Below are 17,233 nucleotides of genomic sequence, written 5' to 3' on the forward strand. Positions count from 1 at the left end.
GCGATATAGGGAGAGAAGAAAAATGACAAAAAAACCTTATAAAGTAATGGCTCTATCAGCACTTATGGCAGTATTTGCAGCAGGAAATATTATGCCGGCTCATACGTATGCAGCTGAAAGTACAGTGAAACAAGCTCCAGTTCATGCGGTAGCAAAAGCTTATAATGACTATGAAGAATATTCATTAGGACCAGAAGGCCTAAAAGATGCAATGGAAAGAACAGGTTCAAATGCTTTAGTAATGGATCTGTACGCTTTAACAATTATTAAACAAGGTAATGTTAACTTTGGAAATGTATCGTCTGTTGATGCGGCTTTAAAAGGGAAAGTAATTCAGCATCAAGATACAGCTAGAGGAAATGCGAAGCAATGGTTAGATGTATTAAAACCACAGCTTATTTCAACGAATCAAAATATCATTAACTACAATACGAAATTCCAAAACTATTATGATACTTTAGTTGCTGCAGTTGATGCAAAGGATAAAGCGACTCTTACGAAAGGCTTAACTAGATTATCAAGTAGTATTAATGAAAATAAAGCACAAGTGGATCAGTTAGTAGAAGACTTGAAGAAATTCCGAAATAAAATGACTTCGGATACGCAAAACTTCAAGGGTGATGCAAATCAAATTACATCTATATTAGCTAGTCAAGATGCAGGAATTCCGCTATTACAAAATCAAATTACAACGTACAATGAAGCAATTAGTAAATATAATGCAATTATTATCGGTTCATCTGTTGCGACAGCTCTAGGACCAATTGCAATTATCGGTGGTGCAGTAGTTATTGCTACGGGCGCAGGAACACCGCTAGGAGTAGCATTAATTGCAGGTGGTGCAGCAGCTGTAGGCGGTGGTACAGCTGGAATCGTATTAGCGAAGAAAGAGCTTGATAATGCACAAGCAGAAATTCAAAAGATAACAGGACAAGTTACAACTGCGCAATTAGAAGTAGCTGGATTAACGAACATTAAAACACAAACAGAGTATTTAACAAATACAATTGATACTGCAATTACAGCGTTACAAAATATTTCAAACCAATGGTACACAATGGGATCAAAATATAATTCTTTACTTCAAAATGTGGATTCAATTAGTCCAAACGACCTTGTTTTCATTAAAGAAGATTTAAACATTGCGAAAGATAGCTGGAAAAATATTAAAGACTATGCAGAAAAGATTTATGCTGAAGATATTAAAGTAGTAGATACGAAAAAAGCATAATTGAATACGAATCGTTAGAGCGTTAAGTGTTGATGAATGATTTGAAGCTCCTGTTCAGTTGTGAGCAGGAGCTTTTTATACTCTTATAAAGAAAATAGGTGAAAAGTATGCAGAAAAGATTTTATAAAAAATGTCTTTTAGCGGTAATGATTGCTGGGGTGGCAACGAGTAACGTATCTCCTTTACATCCTTTTGCAGCAGAACAAAATGTAAAGGTACTACAAGAAAATGTGAAAAACTATTCTCTTGGACCAGCTGGATTCCAAGATGTAATGGCACAAACGACATCGAGTATATTTGCAATGGATTCATATGCAAAATTAATTCAAAATCAACAAGAGACGGATTTAAGTAAAATAAGTTCGATTAATAGTGAATTTAAAGGGAATATGATTCAGCATCAAAGAGATGCAAAAATTAATGCAGCATATTGGTTAAATAATATGAAGCCTCAAATTATGAAAACGGATCAAAATATTATAAATTACAATAATACTTTTCAATCGTATTATAACGACATGTTAATAGCGATTGATCAAAAGGATAGCGGAAAATTAAAAGCGGATTTAGAAAAGTTGTATGCGGATATTGTAAAGAATCAAAATGAGGTAGATGGATTATTAGGAAATTTGAAAAGTTTTCGCGATAGAATGGCGAAAGATACAAATAGTTTCAAAGAGGATACAAATCAGTTAACAGCGATATTGGCAAGTACGAATGCTGGTATTCCAGCTCTAGAGCAACAAATAAATACATATAACGATTCGATTAAAAAGAGTAATGATATGGTCATTGCTGGTGGCGTACTTTGCGTAGCGCTAATAACATGTCTTGCTGGCGGGCCGATGATTGCGGTTGCAAAAAAAGATATCGCAAATGCAGAAAGAGAGATAGCTAATTTAAAAGATAGAATTTCAGGAGCACAAGCAGAAATCGTAATTTTGACTGATGTAAAAAATAAAACAACAAACATGACGGAAACAATTGATGCAGCAATTACAGCACTACAAAACATATCAAACCAATGGTATACAGTAGGTGCAAAATATAATAATTTACTACAAAACGTAAAAGGAATTAGTCCGGAAGAGTTTACGTTTATAAAAGAAGATTTACATACAGCGAAAGATAGCTGGAAAGATGTAAAGGATTATACAGAAAAATTACATGAAGGTGTGGCAAAGTAAACAGTGGGCTAGTTCCGCTGTTTATTTTTATTCCGTTTTTTTGTGAGAGTTGAACTTGTAATTTTATATATAAGTTTTCATGTGTTTTATCCATGTGTGTATAAAAAATCTTTTTGTTATCGCTCCCTTTGATAGAATCCATTTTCACATAGGTTTTTTACCGAATTTTTTAAAAATTAAATTTTACGGCTTGATAATTCGTTTAAAATGATTTAATCTTATGTCAAATGATATATTTATCTATCAAAAATGCTTTTGTAAAGATAAAGGAGTGATTGAGAATGTTAAACGCCCCATTGATGGTAAGCCTTTAGGTGCAACCACATTGAAAAGATTGGGAAGAAATGAGTGAGCTTTCACAATAAAGAACTCTATAACTTTATGTAGTGTTTGATGCCCTTTGATTAGATTTTTTTAAAAAACAAACCAATATTAATTGAATCAAAGTTTAGAAATTAAATATATGAGTAGTAGAAAAAAGCCATTAGTTGTTATCATGTCTTGATGAAAAACATAAAAAATAGGCAAGAAAAATTCTGAGAAAACCTGTTCAGAAAGTATGGTATGAAAGCAAGTTAGTGATGGGAATTCAAAACCAATTTGATAAAAGTGAGGTAAATAATATGACTTTTGAAGAAAAATTACAAGCATATGCAGAACTTACGGTGAAAATCGGTGTGAATATTCAACCAGGGCAATACTTATTAGTCAATACATCAGTGGATGCATTGGATTTCGCCCGTATAGTTGTGAAAGAGGCTTATAAGGCTGGGGCAGGGCGTGTTCATGTTAATTTCTCGGATGAAGAAATGGAACGTGCTTACTTTGATTATGCCTCAGATGAAGAATTTAATCGCTTCCCAGAGTGGATAGTCAAAATGAATGATGAGCTGATCGAATGTAAAGGAGCATTATTAATGATAGATGCTACAGATCCTGATAAATTTACAGGTATTTCATCTAATCGTCTAGCTACCTATCAAAAGGTAGCAGGAGCTGCTCTGAGCAACAATCGCAACGCCGTAATGAAGGATTCAGTAGCTTGGTCTATGGTAGCAGTTCCTTCACCAAAGTGGGCATCGAAGGTGTTCCCGGATTTAGCAGCTGAGGATCAAGTACCAGCATTATGGGAGGCTATTTTTAAAGCTGTTCGTATTGGTGAAGGCAGTGCTATTGAAAAATGGCGTGAACATGTAAAAAATTTAGAATCTCGTGCGGTCCTACTGAACAATAAAAAATATATAAAGCTTCACTATACAGCGCCAGGTACTGATTTAACAATTGCATTAGCACCACAGCATAAATGGATTACTGGAGGTGGTAAAACTCCTGATGATACTATCTTTATGGCTAATATGCCGACCGAAGAGGTTTATACGTTACCGATGAAACAAGGTGTAAATGGCTATGTAAGCAATACAAAACCATTAGTTTATCAAGGGAATATTATCGACGGCTTTAAACTGACATTTGAAGAAGGAAAAATTGTTAAAGCTGAAGCACAGGTAGGACATGATTTATTACAGGAGCTTATTAATGTGGATGAAGGCTCGTGCTATTTAGGTGAGATAGCACTTGTATCAAATGAATCACCAATTTCAGCATCGGGAATTTTATATTTTAATACATTGTTTGATGAAAATGCATCGAACCATTTAGCGATTGGTAAAGCTTATCCAACTTGCTTAGAGGATGGAAGAGATTTAGAAAACGATCAGCTTGAAACGTTAGGTGCAAATATTTCAGTAACACATGAGGATTTTATGATTGGCAGCAGTGAGATGGACATCGACGGTATTCTACCAGATGGAACTGTAGAACCAATTTTCCGTAAAGGTAGCTGGGCATTTTAAGATTTTAATTTGAAGAAAGGAGTAGAGTGGATGAAACGGTTACTAAGCATAATTGGTGCAACTATATAGGGGGTTCATCTGCTTTTGCTTAGGCTGAAAACTACCTCTTTAATTAGAAGTAAAATACATTCAAAGGAGATAGGCCAATGAATTTCTGGGAAGTTGTTTTGATAGTAGTGAATTTTAGTCTATTGAGTTGGATACTGTTAATAGGCAGAGAAACGAAAAAGTGGTCTAAATTAGCTACTTTGATTGCCGTTGTAATGGTTACAGTTCAGTTATTGGCAGAAGGTTTTAGGTGGCAGATGATTCCGGCATATGTATCCCCAGTTATCTTAATTTTATGCTATTTATTAACTGGGCGGAAAAAGGGCTGTAGAAGTTGGGGTATATTCATAGTTAAGACCTCGTTGCTATGTATCTATTTGTCTGTAGCAGTGGCGCTACCCTTACTTATGCCAGTATTTTCATTTGAAGAACCAACCGGCCCACATAGGATCGGTACGAAGGTATATCATTGGATTGATCATCAGAGAAATGAACCATATTCGAAAAATCCAACCGATCGGCGCGAACTGATGGTGCAAATTTGGTATCCTACAGCTGAAAAAAGTAAGGGGGATCCAGAACCTTATATTCGTAACATAAATGAGCTTTCCAAGGGATTGGAAAAAACATTGTCCATTCCTGCATTTGCATTCAGCCACATGGAATTGGTAAAATCTCATTCGTTTATGGATTTACAACTCTCAGATTCAGAGAATCATTATCCCATATTACTTTTCTCTCATGGTTTTAATGGTTTTCGTAATCAAAACACGTTTCAAGTTGAGGAGTTGGCTAGTCAAGGATATATTGTTCTAAGTATCGATCATACCTTTGATGCTGCAGCTACCGTCTTTCCAGATGGTCGAACTGCTTACGTACAGCCCATCAATTTAACTGATGAAGGGGATAGCCACATAAAATTATGGGAGGAAGATGTCAGCTTTGTCCTTAATCAGATAGAGAAACTTAATCAAAACGATGAGACCGGCTTCTTTACAGGAAGAATGGATACTTCGCGAATTGGAATGTTTGGTCACTCTTACGGTGGAGCTACCGCAGCACAAATACTTGCAAAAGATTCTCGTGTCAAAGCAGCTATCAATATGGATGGTACATTGTATGGAGAAATCTTTCCTGAAAGTGGAATTGGAAAACCATTTCTACTCATGAGTGCAGAAGAGCCTGATGAAGCAGATCCCTATGAAGTGAGGGAGCGATATGGACGTGGGTTAGCTGGTGGTGGTATGTCAATGGTCATACCTCATACGGATCATACAAGCCTCACTGATTTACATTTGTTCTCCCCTCTGTTGCAGAGCCCAGGTGAAAATCCAAAGGAAGTTCATCGTATTATCAACGAATTCAGCCTGGCATTTTTTGACCAGTATGTAAAACAGAAGGATGACGGCTCAACCCTTAAAAGGCTGATGACCAAATACCCGGAAGTGAATTTTAAAGTAAACCGATAACTTTATGCAGAAAGAAGCTTCATTATAAAACATTCAGTAATTAAATGAAGTGCAACCGGATTTAATAAAAGTAGAAAAATTACTATAAGTATTAATGCGTCATGAAAAATAGTTTAAAAAACCTAGATAAGGTAATCAATTTCTCTACTAAGAAAGCGATTCGAACCATTTCCTTTGGTTCTTGTATTTATTACATTAAATAATTTAATTTCTTCATCGTTATCTAAATAATGAAATGCTAAAAATGAAACATTCAAAGTACTATCAGTTTCAGTAATATAATTCTTTTTGAAAAGCTACATTCAGCATCTGGACACTTTATTTGAGATTGTTTATTATAATATCAAATGATATATTTTTCTATCAAAAATGACGAATTTATACAGAAAAAGGGAGAGATTGACGATGAAGAAAGACTTGTCAGCGTTGAAGGAAGCGAGATTTAATGCAATTCTTGATTCGGCTACTATATTGCTTGTTGAAAATCCTACTGCTTCGATGAATGAAATTGCGGAATATGCGGGAATTGGAATTGCTACACTCCATCGCTACGTCGAAAGCAGGGAGAAATTGATGCTGTTCTTAGGCCATCGGGCTATACAACTGGTAAGTGATACTGTAAACCAGATTCCACTGGATGAGGAAAGAAGCGAAAACTATATCCCGGAACTCATTGAAGCGTTAATCCCTTTAGGTGACAAAATCTATTTTCTAGGTCATGATGCATCTGTATTTAACAACAAAGAATTAGGTAAAGCAGAAGAGAAGCTGAGGGAACCCTTACGACGCGTTATTGAGCTGTTACAACAAAGAGGTTATTTTCAGCAAACGGTTAGCAGCGAATGGATTTTGAATACGCTTTATGCTCTGCTTTTCCATACTTGGGAACAGGTACATGAAGGAAATGTGGCTAAAAAATCTGCTGCAGAGCTTGTTTTAAATACATTTTATTATGGTTTTAAAGCTAAGGATGATTTGAGAGGTAAGTGAACTGATTCAAATCCATGATAATTAATATCAATAATACAGAAAGCGAAAAGGAGGACTGGGAAATGAATCAAATCTCTATTGTAAAGGCTGTTCATCAATCCATGGTCGGCGCCCAGTTAAATGTAATGGCATTGGAATACATGGCGTTTCCACTTGTAGGATCTGAGGAGAAGAACACAGTCGAAGGGACATTTTGTAAGCTCTGGCGGCAGGAGAACAACCGTTTTAGTCATCAATACGCTTATGAAGCTCAAATGGACGGGAAAACTTTAGGGATGATTACTTGCTATCCCATACCCGTTTTAAACCGTCTTGCCTGGTCCACTTTTAAACAGCTGCTTTCATTCCGAAAGCTGGGTTTTGTTATTTATAACATTTTGAATATCAAAATGCTTTATTCCATGTTTACCTTGAAGGAGGGAGAAGATGACGAGTTTCACATCGGAACAATTGCCTTATTGCCCGAAAGTCGAGGACTAGGGATAGGTACCAGACTACTTAAGTTTGCCGAGGAACAAGCTTCCCTGCAAGGCTTTGCCAAATGCTCTCTGACGGTAAAGAAAGAGAATCAACTTGCCATTAAATTGTATCAGAGGATAGGCTACCAGATTACAGGCGAAATTAATAAACCAAAGTTATCGTTGTACAGAATGGTCAAAAACGTAGAATCTTACAACCGTTTATAAAAAATTTGTACCGTATCAGGGTACCGCCACATACCTATCAACCGAAATATTCTGAATTATCAACAAAATAAAAATGAACTTTTTGTTACAAGTTAATACAAAATTTCGTTCTAGAGGCACTAAAAAATTTTAGCTTGATAGTGATGGGATGGGGCCTCTATATAAAAAAACACAGTTTACACTCAAACTGTGTTTTTCGACGTACAATGATTTATCAACATCTCTTATTATTCTTTAAAATCTGCAACAGAACCAGGATTTCCCCTCAAAGTATAAATTCCAAGGGGAACCGTTTTTTTTATTTACTTATATACGTACAGCTGTACCACTGACAGCAACCATTAACATTCCATCACGAACAACTTCGTAATCTACGTCAATACCAACGATAGCGTTCGCACCTTTTTCTTTTGCAAGTTCTTTCATTTCGCCCATTGCAATATCACGAGCGTCTTTTAGCTTACTTTCATAAGCACCAACACGGCCACCGACAACATCACGAACGGAAGCGAATACATCGCGGACAATATTTGCACCCATAATAGCTTCACCATTTACAATATCAATATACTCAATAATCTCTTTACCTTGAATTCCAGAAGTTGTTGTTACAATCATGACTGACACTCTCCTAATATCTTATAATTTTTGATTAGCTTTCTTATGCCATAGAAAAAGTATTTTTGGCACCAGAAACAAGTCTAGTTTCTTACAGAATGAAACCAAGGCAATTGTTTAACATGTGTATCGCTATAACATATGCAATGGATCTTTTAGAAATAAGATAAGCCGCAGTAAGTATCAACGATCCAGGTAAATAAATAGCAATATCCGAAAGTTGGTTCGTATGAAGAAGTGTAAAAATCATAATCGAAATGATAGATGCAATAGCAGTACCAATATGGTAAGAAAAACGATTTATTAATATGTGACGAAACACAATTTCTTCAAGTATTGGACCCAGAATACCAAATACAAGCAATGTAAATACAAGAGGTACCTCCGCACCCGTTTCAAGGAGCTGCTCTTGGTTCTCTGGTTGACCAGTTGCTAGAAAACGCATAACACACTGTTCCACAATTACCGTAAATAAAACTACCATAGGAATACTTACTATTTTCAAAATTGTCTTCTCTTTAAAATAAGTAAAACTTTCAATAATTTCTTTCCTAAAGAAAATGATTCCTACAATAGCAGGTACAGTAAAACCGATGGCACTAAGAACAAATTCTGATTCAACTAAATTGACATTAGCTAAAAGTGATATGCCAAATAATATGTACAAGCCAATTTGAAATGGTACAAACATTGTAAAGATTATGAGCATAATGATTTCTTTTTTATTCATTTTTATAAAGTTCACTGTATTGCCCCCATAATTAAATTACCTATAATTTTTGATTTTTCTCTCTGCATAACGTTCTCCTTCTAAATATATTTATATAAGATTATAAACCGGACGGTTCGGTCCGGAACCTAATGATACTATAAGTTTCTAGTTTTTTAAACCCTTTTTATAAAGTATTAACAAAATCCAAATGGAAAAAAAGCAAATATATTTATATCTCAGTTTCTTTGGTACAATTTAATTCCAGTAATCATTAATGATTACCCTTTTATAGAATGAAGTGAAAGTGGGGATAGTTCAAACACTTTAGCTAAACATATTAATCAAAATTATATATAATAATCATATGTCTATACGTTAAATTTAACTATATATTTTTACACCTACTACGAAGTTAGGTGAAATTAGTTGTATAACATGACTGAATTAAATAATTGGTCATGTTAATTTTGACAGAAAATTCATTTGAATGATATAGATAATACAATTTGATTAATCTCTTTTCAAACTGTATTGTTTGAGGTTCACATAATATAGGGGTTGATAAGATATTTTCGCTTCAAACTTCTTTATACTTACAAAAAAATTCAAGAAAATAGATGGTAAATATCACCTGGAATATTAAGCTCGTTTTTATTAGGAGGATTACAAAGCATGACTAAAGTTGATAAGGTTAAAGAAAAAATTATTGAAACATCTTTATATTTATTTAATACTAATGGGATAACTCGCACATCCATCCAGGATATAATGACAGCTACTGAACTACCTAAAGGATCTATTTATCGTAGATTCAAAAGTAAAGAAGAAATTGTCCTTGCTGCCTACGACAAAAGTGGTGAGATTATGTGGAGTCATTTTCATAAAGCAATGGAAAATAAAAAGACAGCAATCGATAAAATCCTTGCAATTTTCCTTGTATATCAAGATGCAGCTAATAATCCTCCTATTGCTGGAGGCTGTCCATTACTTAATAGCGCAATTGAAAGTACTGGAGTATTTCCAGAATTACAAAAAGCAGCAGCAAAAGGTTATGATGATACAGTAATGTTAATGGCTTCTCTCATAAAAGAAGGAATAGAGAAACAAGAACTTAAAGAAGATATAGAGGTTATATCACTTGCTTCCTTTCTTGCATCTTCAATGGAGGGGGCTATTATGGCAAGTCGAGTATCTAACGATAATATACACCATCATTATTTTATTGAACAAATAAAACATCATCTTTTCACTTATTCTAAATAAGTGGGAACTTGCATTGTTTTCATCCAATTTTTATAAAATTAAATTGAATACATACCCCTTATAACCAGTATCTTCTGTTTATAAGGGGTATTTGAATAGTTTTTAGACGATGATTTATGTTTCTTATTGAACGGTTTCATTGTATATAATAAGTGGAATATAAGTTCAGTTAGATAAAATTCGGTAGTCGAATTTTTTTGCATAAAGCTGTATAATGCTTGTAACGAAAGGGAAATACAGGAAGGGATTTGTAATGAGTTACTATGGAAAAAGATAAACAACAATTAAGCGTTGAAGTTGCAAGATTATATTATCAATCAGATTATAGTCAGCAAGAAATTGCTAACAAATTAAATATTTCAAGACCGACGATTTCTAGATTGTTAAAGTACGCGAAAGAAAAAGGGTTTGTTCAAATTAGCATCGCCGATCCATTTGCGGATTTAGATAACGTTGGGAATTTACTAAAAGAAAAGTACAACTTGTTAGAGGCACATGTTGTGTTTTCTCCAGTGCCAGAATATGCAACGATTACAGAGTATATTAGTAAATATGCAGCTGAGTATATGGAAAAGACGGTTAAAAATGGTGATATCGTTGGTGTAAGCTGGGGAATGACAATGTATGAAATCGCTAGAAAAATCGTACCGCAACATGTAAAAGGGATAGAGGTTGTCCAGCTAAAAGGTGGCATTAGTCACTCGAGTGTAAATACATATGCGAATGAGACGATAGCTTTATTTGCAGATGCTTTTCAAACGACGCCAAGAAATCTACCTCTTCCAGTTATATTTGATAATGCAGTGACAAAAGAATTAGTAGAGCAGGATCGACATATTCATCACATTATCGAAATGGGGAAGCAAGCGAATATTGCAATTTTTACTGTAGGAACAGTGCGAGATGAAGCGCTATTATTCCGATTAGGTTATTTCGATAAGGAGGAAACAAGTTTACTCAAAAAACAATCGGTCGGTGACATTTGTTCACGTTTCTTTGATGGAGACGGAAATATTAGTAGTGAAGAAATTAATAAGCGGACCATTGGAATTGAGTTAGAGGAACTGAAATTAAAGAAACGCTCTATTTTAGTTGCAGGTGGTAATAGAAAAATAAAAGCAATTGATGGTGCGTTACGTGGCGGGTATGCAAATGTATTAATTATCGATCAGCATACAGCAAAAGAATTGTTACATTATCAAAAAGATTAGAAATAAAAGGCGTTCTCAAAATGTTAATTTTGAGAACGCCTTTTATTTTGTTATGTATGAATGATAGGTGTTTTTTTGAACACAAATTGCCTTTTTAAAAATAATTATGGATATGGAGATACATACTACCATTGTTAATATAAAAGTTTTGATTTTAAATAGGAATTGTTTCTTAGTTAGAATGCGCTTTATTTACTACAAGAAAATTCCTTTTAAAAAAGAATGAACAAAATTTCAAAAGTGTATTTACATTTGTTCAACTAAGAGTTAGAATGAAGTTGTTAAAAGATATGAGGAGTGAAGATAATGAACATTGCAAAGTTAATTGACCATACAATTTTAAAAGCTAATACTACTAAAGAAGATGTTATGAAAGTAATCGAAGAAGCAAAGGAATATAAATTCGCTTCTGTTTGTATTAACCCAACATGGGTAAAATTAGCGGCTGATGAACTAGCTGGACATGATGTAGACGTTTGTACTGTAATCGGTTTCCCATTAGGAGCAAGCACTACTGAAACAAAAGCATTTGAAACAAAAGATGCTATCGCAAAAGGTGCAACTGAAGTTGATATGGTAATCAACGTAGGCGCTTTAAAAGATGGCGACAACGAACTTGTTGAAAAAGATATTTATGAAGTAGTACAAGCAGCAAAAGGAAAAGCTCTTGTAAAAGTAATCATTGAAACTTGTCTATTAACAGATGAAGAAAAAGTACGCGCTTGTGAATTATCAGTAAAAGCTGGTGCTGACTTCGTAAAAACTTCAACTGGATTCTCAACTGGCGGAGCAACTGCTGAAGATATCGCATTAATGCGTAAAACAGTAGGACCAAACGTTGGTGTAAAAGCATCTGGCGGTGTTCGTACACGTGAAGATGCAGATAAAATGGTAGCTGCTGGAGCTTCTCGCGTTGGAGCAAGTGCTAGTGTTGCAATCGTATTAAATGATGCAAAAGGTGCTACAGATAACTACTAATCGATAAAAGGTTAAAGCAATAGATATACGTTTAAAGTATATCTATTGCTTTAACAATTAAAAAAAATGTAAGCGGATACGAATGGGAGGAAACGGCTTATGAAATACTTAATCGGTGTTTTTGGCCTCGTATTGATTTTAGGTATCGCTTGGCTTGCTAGTAATGATAGAAAGAAAGTCAAATATCGTCCAATCATAACGATGGTTATATTACAATTCATTTTGGGGTTTCTATTATTAAATACAAGTATAGGGAATATATTAATTAGCGGAATAGCAGATGGTTTTGGAGAGTTATTAAAATATGCCGCTGACGGTGTGAATTTCGTATTTGGTGGATTAGTAAATCAAAAAGAGTTTTCGTTCTTTTTAAGTGTATTAATGCCAATCGTATTTATATCAGCTTTAATCGGTATTTTGCAACATATTAAAGTATTACCTATTATTGTGAAATCTATCGGTCTAGCATTAAGTAAAGTAAATGGAATGGGGAAACTAGAATCATATAATGCTGTTGCTTCTGCGATTTTAGGACAATCTGAAGTATTTATATCAGTTAAGAAACAACTAGGGTTATTGCCAGAGAAAAGAATGTATACATTATGTGCATCGGCAATGTCTACAGTTTCTATGTCTATCGTTGGATCATATATGGTGTTATTAAAACCACAATATGTTGTAACCGCTTTAGTGCTTAACTTATTCGGTGGCTTCATCATCGCTTCTATCATTAACCCGTATGAAGTTACTGAGGAAGAAGATATGTTAGAAGTACAAGAAGAAGAGAAAAAGACCTTCTTTGAAGTATTAGGGGAATACATTATTGATGGATTTAAAGTTGCGATTACAGTAGCAGCTATGTTAGTCGGTTTCGTTGCTCTTATCGCATTCATTAATGCAGTATTTAAAGGTGTAATCGGTATTTCATTCCAAGAAATTCTTGGTTATGCATTTGCACCATTTGCATTTATTATGGGTGTACCTTGGCATGAAGCAGTTAATGCCGGAAATATTATGGCAACAAAATTAGTATCAAATGAATTTGTCGCAATGACAGATTTAGCACAAGGAAACTTTAATTTCTCAGATAGAACGACAGCAATTATATCTGTATTCTTAGTTTCATTTGCAAACTTCTCTTCAATTGGAATTATTGCAGGTGCAGTTAAGAGCTTAAATGAAAAGCAAGGGAATGTAGTTGCAAGATTTGGTTTGAAATTACTATTCGGTGCAACGTTAGTAAGTTTCTTATCAGCAACAATCGTTGGCTTATTATTTTAATAGATTCATATAATATAAAAAGGAATGGTGATTGTAATGAGAATGGTAGATATTATCGCAAAAAAACGTGACGGCAAAGAACTAACGACTGAAGAAATCAAATTCTTTATTAATGGATATACAGACGGAAGTATTCCTGATTATCAAGTGAGTGCGCTTGCAATGGCAATCTTCTTTAAAGATATGACAGATCGCGAACGTGCAGATTTAACGATGGCGATGGTTGAGTCTGGAGAAACGATCGACTTATCAGCAATTGAAGGAATTAAAGTAGACAAACATTCAACTGGCGGTGTTGGTGATACAACAACTTTAGTATTAGGACCATTAGTTGCTGCTTTAGATGTACCAGTAGCAAAAATGTCTGGTCGTGGTTTAGGACATACAGGCGGAACAATTGATAAATTAGAAGCGGTAGAAGGATTCCACGTTGAAATTACGAAAGAACAATTCATTGATATTGTAAACCGTGACAAAGTAGCTGTTATTGGACAAACAGGAAACTTAACACCTGCAGATAAAAAGATTTATGCATTACGCGACGTAACAGGAACTGTTAACTCAATTCCTTTAATCGCAAGTTCAATTATGAGTAAAAAAATTGCAGCTGGTGCTGACGCAATTGTACTTGATGTAAAAACAGGTGCTGGTGCATTTATGAAAACAGAAGAAGATGCAAAAGAATTAGCACATGCAATGGTACGTATCGGAAATAATGTAGGACGTCAAACTATGGCTGTTATTTCGGACATGTCACAACCGCTTGGTTTTGCGATTGGTAACGCTCTAGAAGTAAAAGAAGCGATTGACACGTTAAAAGGTGAAGGTCCAGAAGATTTAACAGAATTAGTACTTGTATTAGGTAGCCAAATGGTCGTACTTGCGAAAAAAGCAAATACGTTAGAAGAAGCTCGTGAAATGCTAATTGAAGTGATGAAAAACGGAAAAGCAACTGAGAAATTTAAAGAGTTCTTAAGCAATCAAGGCGGAGACAGCTCGATTGTAGACAATCCAGAAAAAATGCCACAAGCTAAGTATGTAATTGATGTACCTGCAAAAACTTCAGGTGTTATTTCTAACATTGTTGCAGATGAAATCGGTATCGCAGCTATGTTACTAGGTGCTGGCCGCGCGACAAAAGAAGATGAAATCGATTTAGCGGTAGGATTAATGTTACGTAAAAAAGTTGGCGATGCAGTAAAAGAAGGCGAGCCATTCGTAACAATCTATGCAAACCGTGAAAATGTAGAAGATGTAAAAGCAAAAATCTATGAGAACATTTCTATCGCTGAAACAGCAGTGGCTCCTAAATTAGTTCATACAGTTATTACTGACTAATCATCATTACATTATTTTAAGGGGGAAATAATATGGATAAGAAAAAATATATTGAAGAAGCAAATAAGATGTTAGCAAAAGCATATATTCCGTATTCAAAATTTCCTGTTGGTGCAGCATTAGTTACGAAAGAAGGTAAAATCTATACTGGTTGTAATATAGAAAATGCTTCTTACGGTCTATGTAACTGCGCAGAAAGAACAGCGATCTTTAAAGCAGTATCAGAAGGGGAGCGTGACTTTAGTTACTTAGTTATTACAGGCGAAACAGACGGACCGATTTCACCATGTGGTGCTTGTAGACAAGTAATTGCTGAATTCTGTGAACCGAAAATGCAAGTTTTACTAACGAATGTAAAAGGTGATGAAAAGGAAGTGACTGTTGAGCAATTACTTCCAGGTGCTTTCTCAATAGAAGATTTAAAATAAGTTGAAAAGTGAACTGCACCTCCAGTTGTTAGACACGAATAACAATTGGAGGTGCAGTTTTTTACTTTATATTGCGGTGAATTATTTACTGATATTTCGTCCCCTTTTTCATCAATTTATTATTTTACCACATGTGAAATTTTAAAAAATAAATATTAAATATTAATGTAGTGTAAGTACAATATAAATTCCCAATTAATATTAAAAGATGATAGGCTATTTTTATAATTGAATTACCTTTCGTACTCTAAAAAACGCCCTACCAACTGAAGTGAAGTGAACCCGAATAGTGGTACATGAAAAAAACACCTCCTGAATTCGCATACTAAGTATGCAAATTCAATGGAGGTGTTTTTGGTTTGAAGACAAGAGTTCATTACCCAGAAGAAATAAAGTGGAAAGTGATTGAAATGAAAAAGGATGGATATTCCAATCGGACCATTATGGAGAAGTTTGGAATTAAAAATGTTTCCCAAATTAAGACATGGATGAAGTGGTATCGTACCAGTCAAACGTACCGTTTTCAACAACCTGTAGGAAAGCAATATTCTTATGGAAAAGGGCCAAAAGAGTTAAATGCATTGGAACAGCTACGGTTAGAAAATAAACAGTTAAAAACAAAATTACTGATATGGGGAAAGTATCTGGAAATCGAAAGGAGTTGAACCTGGAAACTGTAGTTACTTTATGGACCGATTTCAAAACAAAACTAACGGTAAAAGAATTGTGTAATGTATTAGAATTACCCCGGTCTACATTTTATCGTTGGTTACAACGAACAGTGGACCTAAGAGATGAGATAGAAGAGAAAATAAAGGATGTTTGTCTTCGGCATAAATTACGATATGGATATCGAAGAGTGACCGCAACTCTTCGGAAAATGGGACTGTGTGTGAATCATAAAAAAGTATTACGAATCATGAGACAAAATCAGATTCTCTCAAAAGTTCGTCGAAAGAAAAAGAAATATATCAGTGGTGCGGAGCCAGTAGTAGCCCCTCATCGATTGGAACGCCAATTCGATGCATCCGCACCAAATGAAAAGTGGTTTACGGATGTGACGTATCTATTATTTGGAGAGCGTACCTTGTATGTATCAACGATTATGGATGCCTTTAATCGTGAAATTATTAGTTATGTCATCAGCGAGTCCCAAGCACTGCCATTAGCAATGAAGACATTAAAACAAGCAATGAGAGGGCGAAAAGTAAAAGATGTCCTTCTTCACTCAGATCAAGGAAGTATTTATACAGCGAAGGAATTTCAAGCATATGCCAAAGAAAATGGCATTATCACCAGCATGTCCCGGAGAGGAAATTGCCATGATAATGCCGTCATGGAAAGCTTCTTTGGTCATTTGAAAAGTGAAGCCTTCTATTCACAAGAGATAACAAAAGTATCCAACACAACTGTGCGAAAGATTGTGCTAGAATACATTCATTACTACAATTGTGTGCGAATTCAAGAAAAATTAAACCACCTATCCCCTAAAGAATTTAGGGAACAAGTGGTTTAGGTGTTTTGATAGGTGCCCCGTTTTCAGGGTTCACTTCAAACAAAGGTTCTCTATCAATATAAAAATCTATACTAATATGGTATAATTTTCATGCTCTATTAAGTATAGAAGGGGTTTATACGATGGGACAATTTCAAAGTGATTTTCAAAGCGCTACACAAATCGCAACGCAAATGAGGGCAGCTTCAGATACAATCCAAAACGCAACAAATCGTTCTATAAAAAAGGCGACACGTACTACGCTTTCAGTTAATTCAAAAGCACAAGAAGCGAACCAACAAGTTTTAGATTTGACGAAACAATTTTCCACCGTCTTTCAACAAGCGGTCGATAATATTCATTCGGTAGCCAAAGAGTTTGAGAGAATGGATCACGAGCTTCACAATACTTTCCGCTAATATGACCACCTTCGTAAAGATAAAAC

16 protein-coding genes are annotated in these 17,233 nt (G+C 34.9%); 14 read left to right on the forward strand and 2 right to left on the reverse strand.

Annotated features, from left to right (window positions below; translation table 11 throughout):
- Positions 1-22: 22 nt before the first annotated feature.
- The 6 genes from nheB (at position 23) to MR160_RS06385 (ending at position 7,464) form a co-directional block, all read left to right on the forward strand.
- On the forward strand, positions 23-1,231 hold the full coding sequence (gene nheB, locus MR160_RS06360; protein WP_000162968.1) for a non-hemolytic enterotoxin NHE subunit B: 1,209 nt from the start codon (positions 23-25) through the stop codon (positions 1,229-1,231).
- 107 nt (positions 1,232-1,338) lie between these two features.
- Positions 1,339-2,418 (forward strand): non-hemolytic enterotoxin NHE subunit C, encoded by a 1,080-nt coding sequence (gene nheC, locus MR160_RS06365; RefSeq protein WP_001172000.1) that lies wholly within the window; start codon positions 1,339-1,341, stop codon positions 2,416-2,418.
- A 623-nt stretch (positions 2,419-3,041) separates the two neighbouring features.
- Positions 3,042-4,271, forward strand: a complete 1,230-nt coding sequence (locus tag MR160_RS06370) for an aminopeptidase (RefSeq protein WP_242297111.1) — start codon at positions 3,042-3,044, stop codon at positions 4,269-4,271.
- Positions 4,272-4,417: 146 nt separating this feature from the next.
- Positions 4,418-5,788, forward strand: coding sequence for an alpha/beta hydrolase family protein (locus MR160_RS06375; protein ID WP_001012300.1), 1,371 nt, complete (start codon positions 4,418-4,420; stop codon positions 5,786-5,788).
- Between the two features lie 405 nt (positions 5,789-6,193).
- On the forward strand, positions 6,194-6,778 hold the full coding sequence (locus MR160_RS06380) for a TetR/AcrR family transcriptional regulator (protein ID WP_000710982.1): 585 nt from the start codon (positions 6,194-6,196) through the stop codon (positions 6,776-6,778).
- 62 nt (positions 6,779-6,840) lie between these two features.
- Positions 6,841-7,464 (forward strand): GNAT family N-acetyltransferase, encoded by a 624-nt coding sequence (locus MR160_RS06385; RefSeq protein ID WP_242297112.1) that lies wholly within the window; start codon positions 6,841-6,843, stop codon positions 7,462-7,464.
- 306 nt (positions 7,465-7,770) lie between these two features.
- On the opposite strand, the gene MR160_RS06390 is transcribed toward MR160_RS06385, so the two are convergent.
- Both MR160_RS06390 and MR160_RS06395 read right to left on the reverse strand, forming a co-directional pair.
- Positions 7,771-8,082, reverse strand: coding sequence for a heavy metal-binding domain-containing protein (locus MR160_RS06390; protein ID WP_000637518.1), 312 nt, complete (start codon positions 8,080-8,082; stop codon positions 7,771-7,773).
- A 91-nt stretch (positions 8,083-8,173) separates the two neighbouring features.
- On the reverse strand, positions 8,174-8,827 hold the full coding sequence (locus MR160_RS06395) for a CPBP family intramembrane glutamic endopeptidase (RefSeq protein ID WP_001009305.1): 654 nt from the start codon (positions 8,825-8,827) through the stop codon (positions 8,174-8,176).
- Between the two features lie 639 nt (positions 8,828-9,466).
- On the opposite strand from MR160_RS06395, the gene MR160_RS06400 reads away from it, so the two are divergent.
- The 8 genes from MR160_RS06400 (at position 9,467) to MR160_RS06435 (ending at position 17,207) form a co-directional block, all read left to right on the forward strand.
- Entirely contained in the window at positions 9,467-10,057 is a 591-nt protein-coding gene (locus MR160_RS06400) for a TetR/AcrR family transcriptional regulator (RefSeq protein WP_000169651.1), read from the forward strand.
- Positions 10,058-10,320: 263 nt separating this feature from the next.
- Positions 10,321-11,268, forward strand: coding sequence for a sugar-binding transcriptional regulator (locus MR160_RS06405; protein WP_000409779.1), 948 nt, complete (start codon positions 10,321-10,323; stop codon positions 11,266-11,268).
- A gap of 306 nt (positions 11,269-11,574) precedes the next feature.
- Positions 11,575-12,246, forward strand: coding sequence for a deoxyribose-phosphate aldolase (gene deoC / locus MR160_RS06410; RefSeq protein ID WP_001017441.1), 672 nt, complete (start codon positions 11,575-11,577; stop codon positions 12,244-12,246).
- Positions 12,247-12,345: 99 nt separating this feature from the next.
- A complete protein-coding gene (locus tag MR160_RS06415) occupies positions 12,346-13,527 on the forward strand; it encodes a NupC/NupG family nucleoside CNT transporter (protein ID WP_000876177.1) in 1,182 nt (393 codons plus the stop codon).
- Positions 13,528-13,563: 36 nt separating this feature from the next.
- A complete protein-coding gene (locus MR160_RS06420; RefSeq protein WP_001983022.1) occupies positions 13,564-14,865 on the forward strand; it encodes a pyrimidine-nucleoside phosphorylase in 1,302 nt (433 codons plus the stop codon).
- Positions 14,866-14,897: 32 nt separating this feature from the next.
- Complete coding sequence (locus MR160_RS06425; RefSeq protein WP_079245343.1) at positions 14,898-15,293, forward strand: cytidine deaminase; 396 nt, start codon at positions 14,898-14,900, stop codon at positions 15,291-15,293.
- Between the two features lie 359 nt (positions 15,294-15,652).
- Positions 15,653-16,809, forward strand: a protein-coding gene (locus MR160_RS06430) for an IS3 family transposase (RefSeq protein ID WP_098832839.1) whose coding sequence is annotated in 2 segments (ribosomal slippage) — positions 15,653-15,902 and positions 15,902-16,809 — 1,158 coding nt in all. Because the reading frame shifts where the segments join, the coding sequence is not laid out codon by codon here.
- A 122-nt stretch (positions 16,810-16,931) separates the two neighbouring features.
- A complete protein-coding gene (locus MR160_RS06435; protein WP_242297113.1) occupies positions 16,932-17,207 on the forward strand; it encodes a TIGR04197 family type VII secretion effector in 276 nt (91 codons plus the stop codon).
- The last annotated feature ends 26 nt before the right edge of the window (positions 17,208-17,233 follow it).

Origin of the sequence: Bacillus cereus group sp. BfR-BA-01382, assembly GCF_022663475.1 — a bacterium.
GTDB lineage: Bacteria > Bacillota > Bacilli > Bacillales > Bacillaceae_G > Bacillus_A > Bacillus_A thuringiensis_S.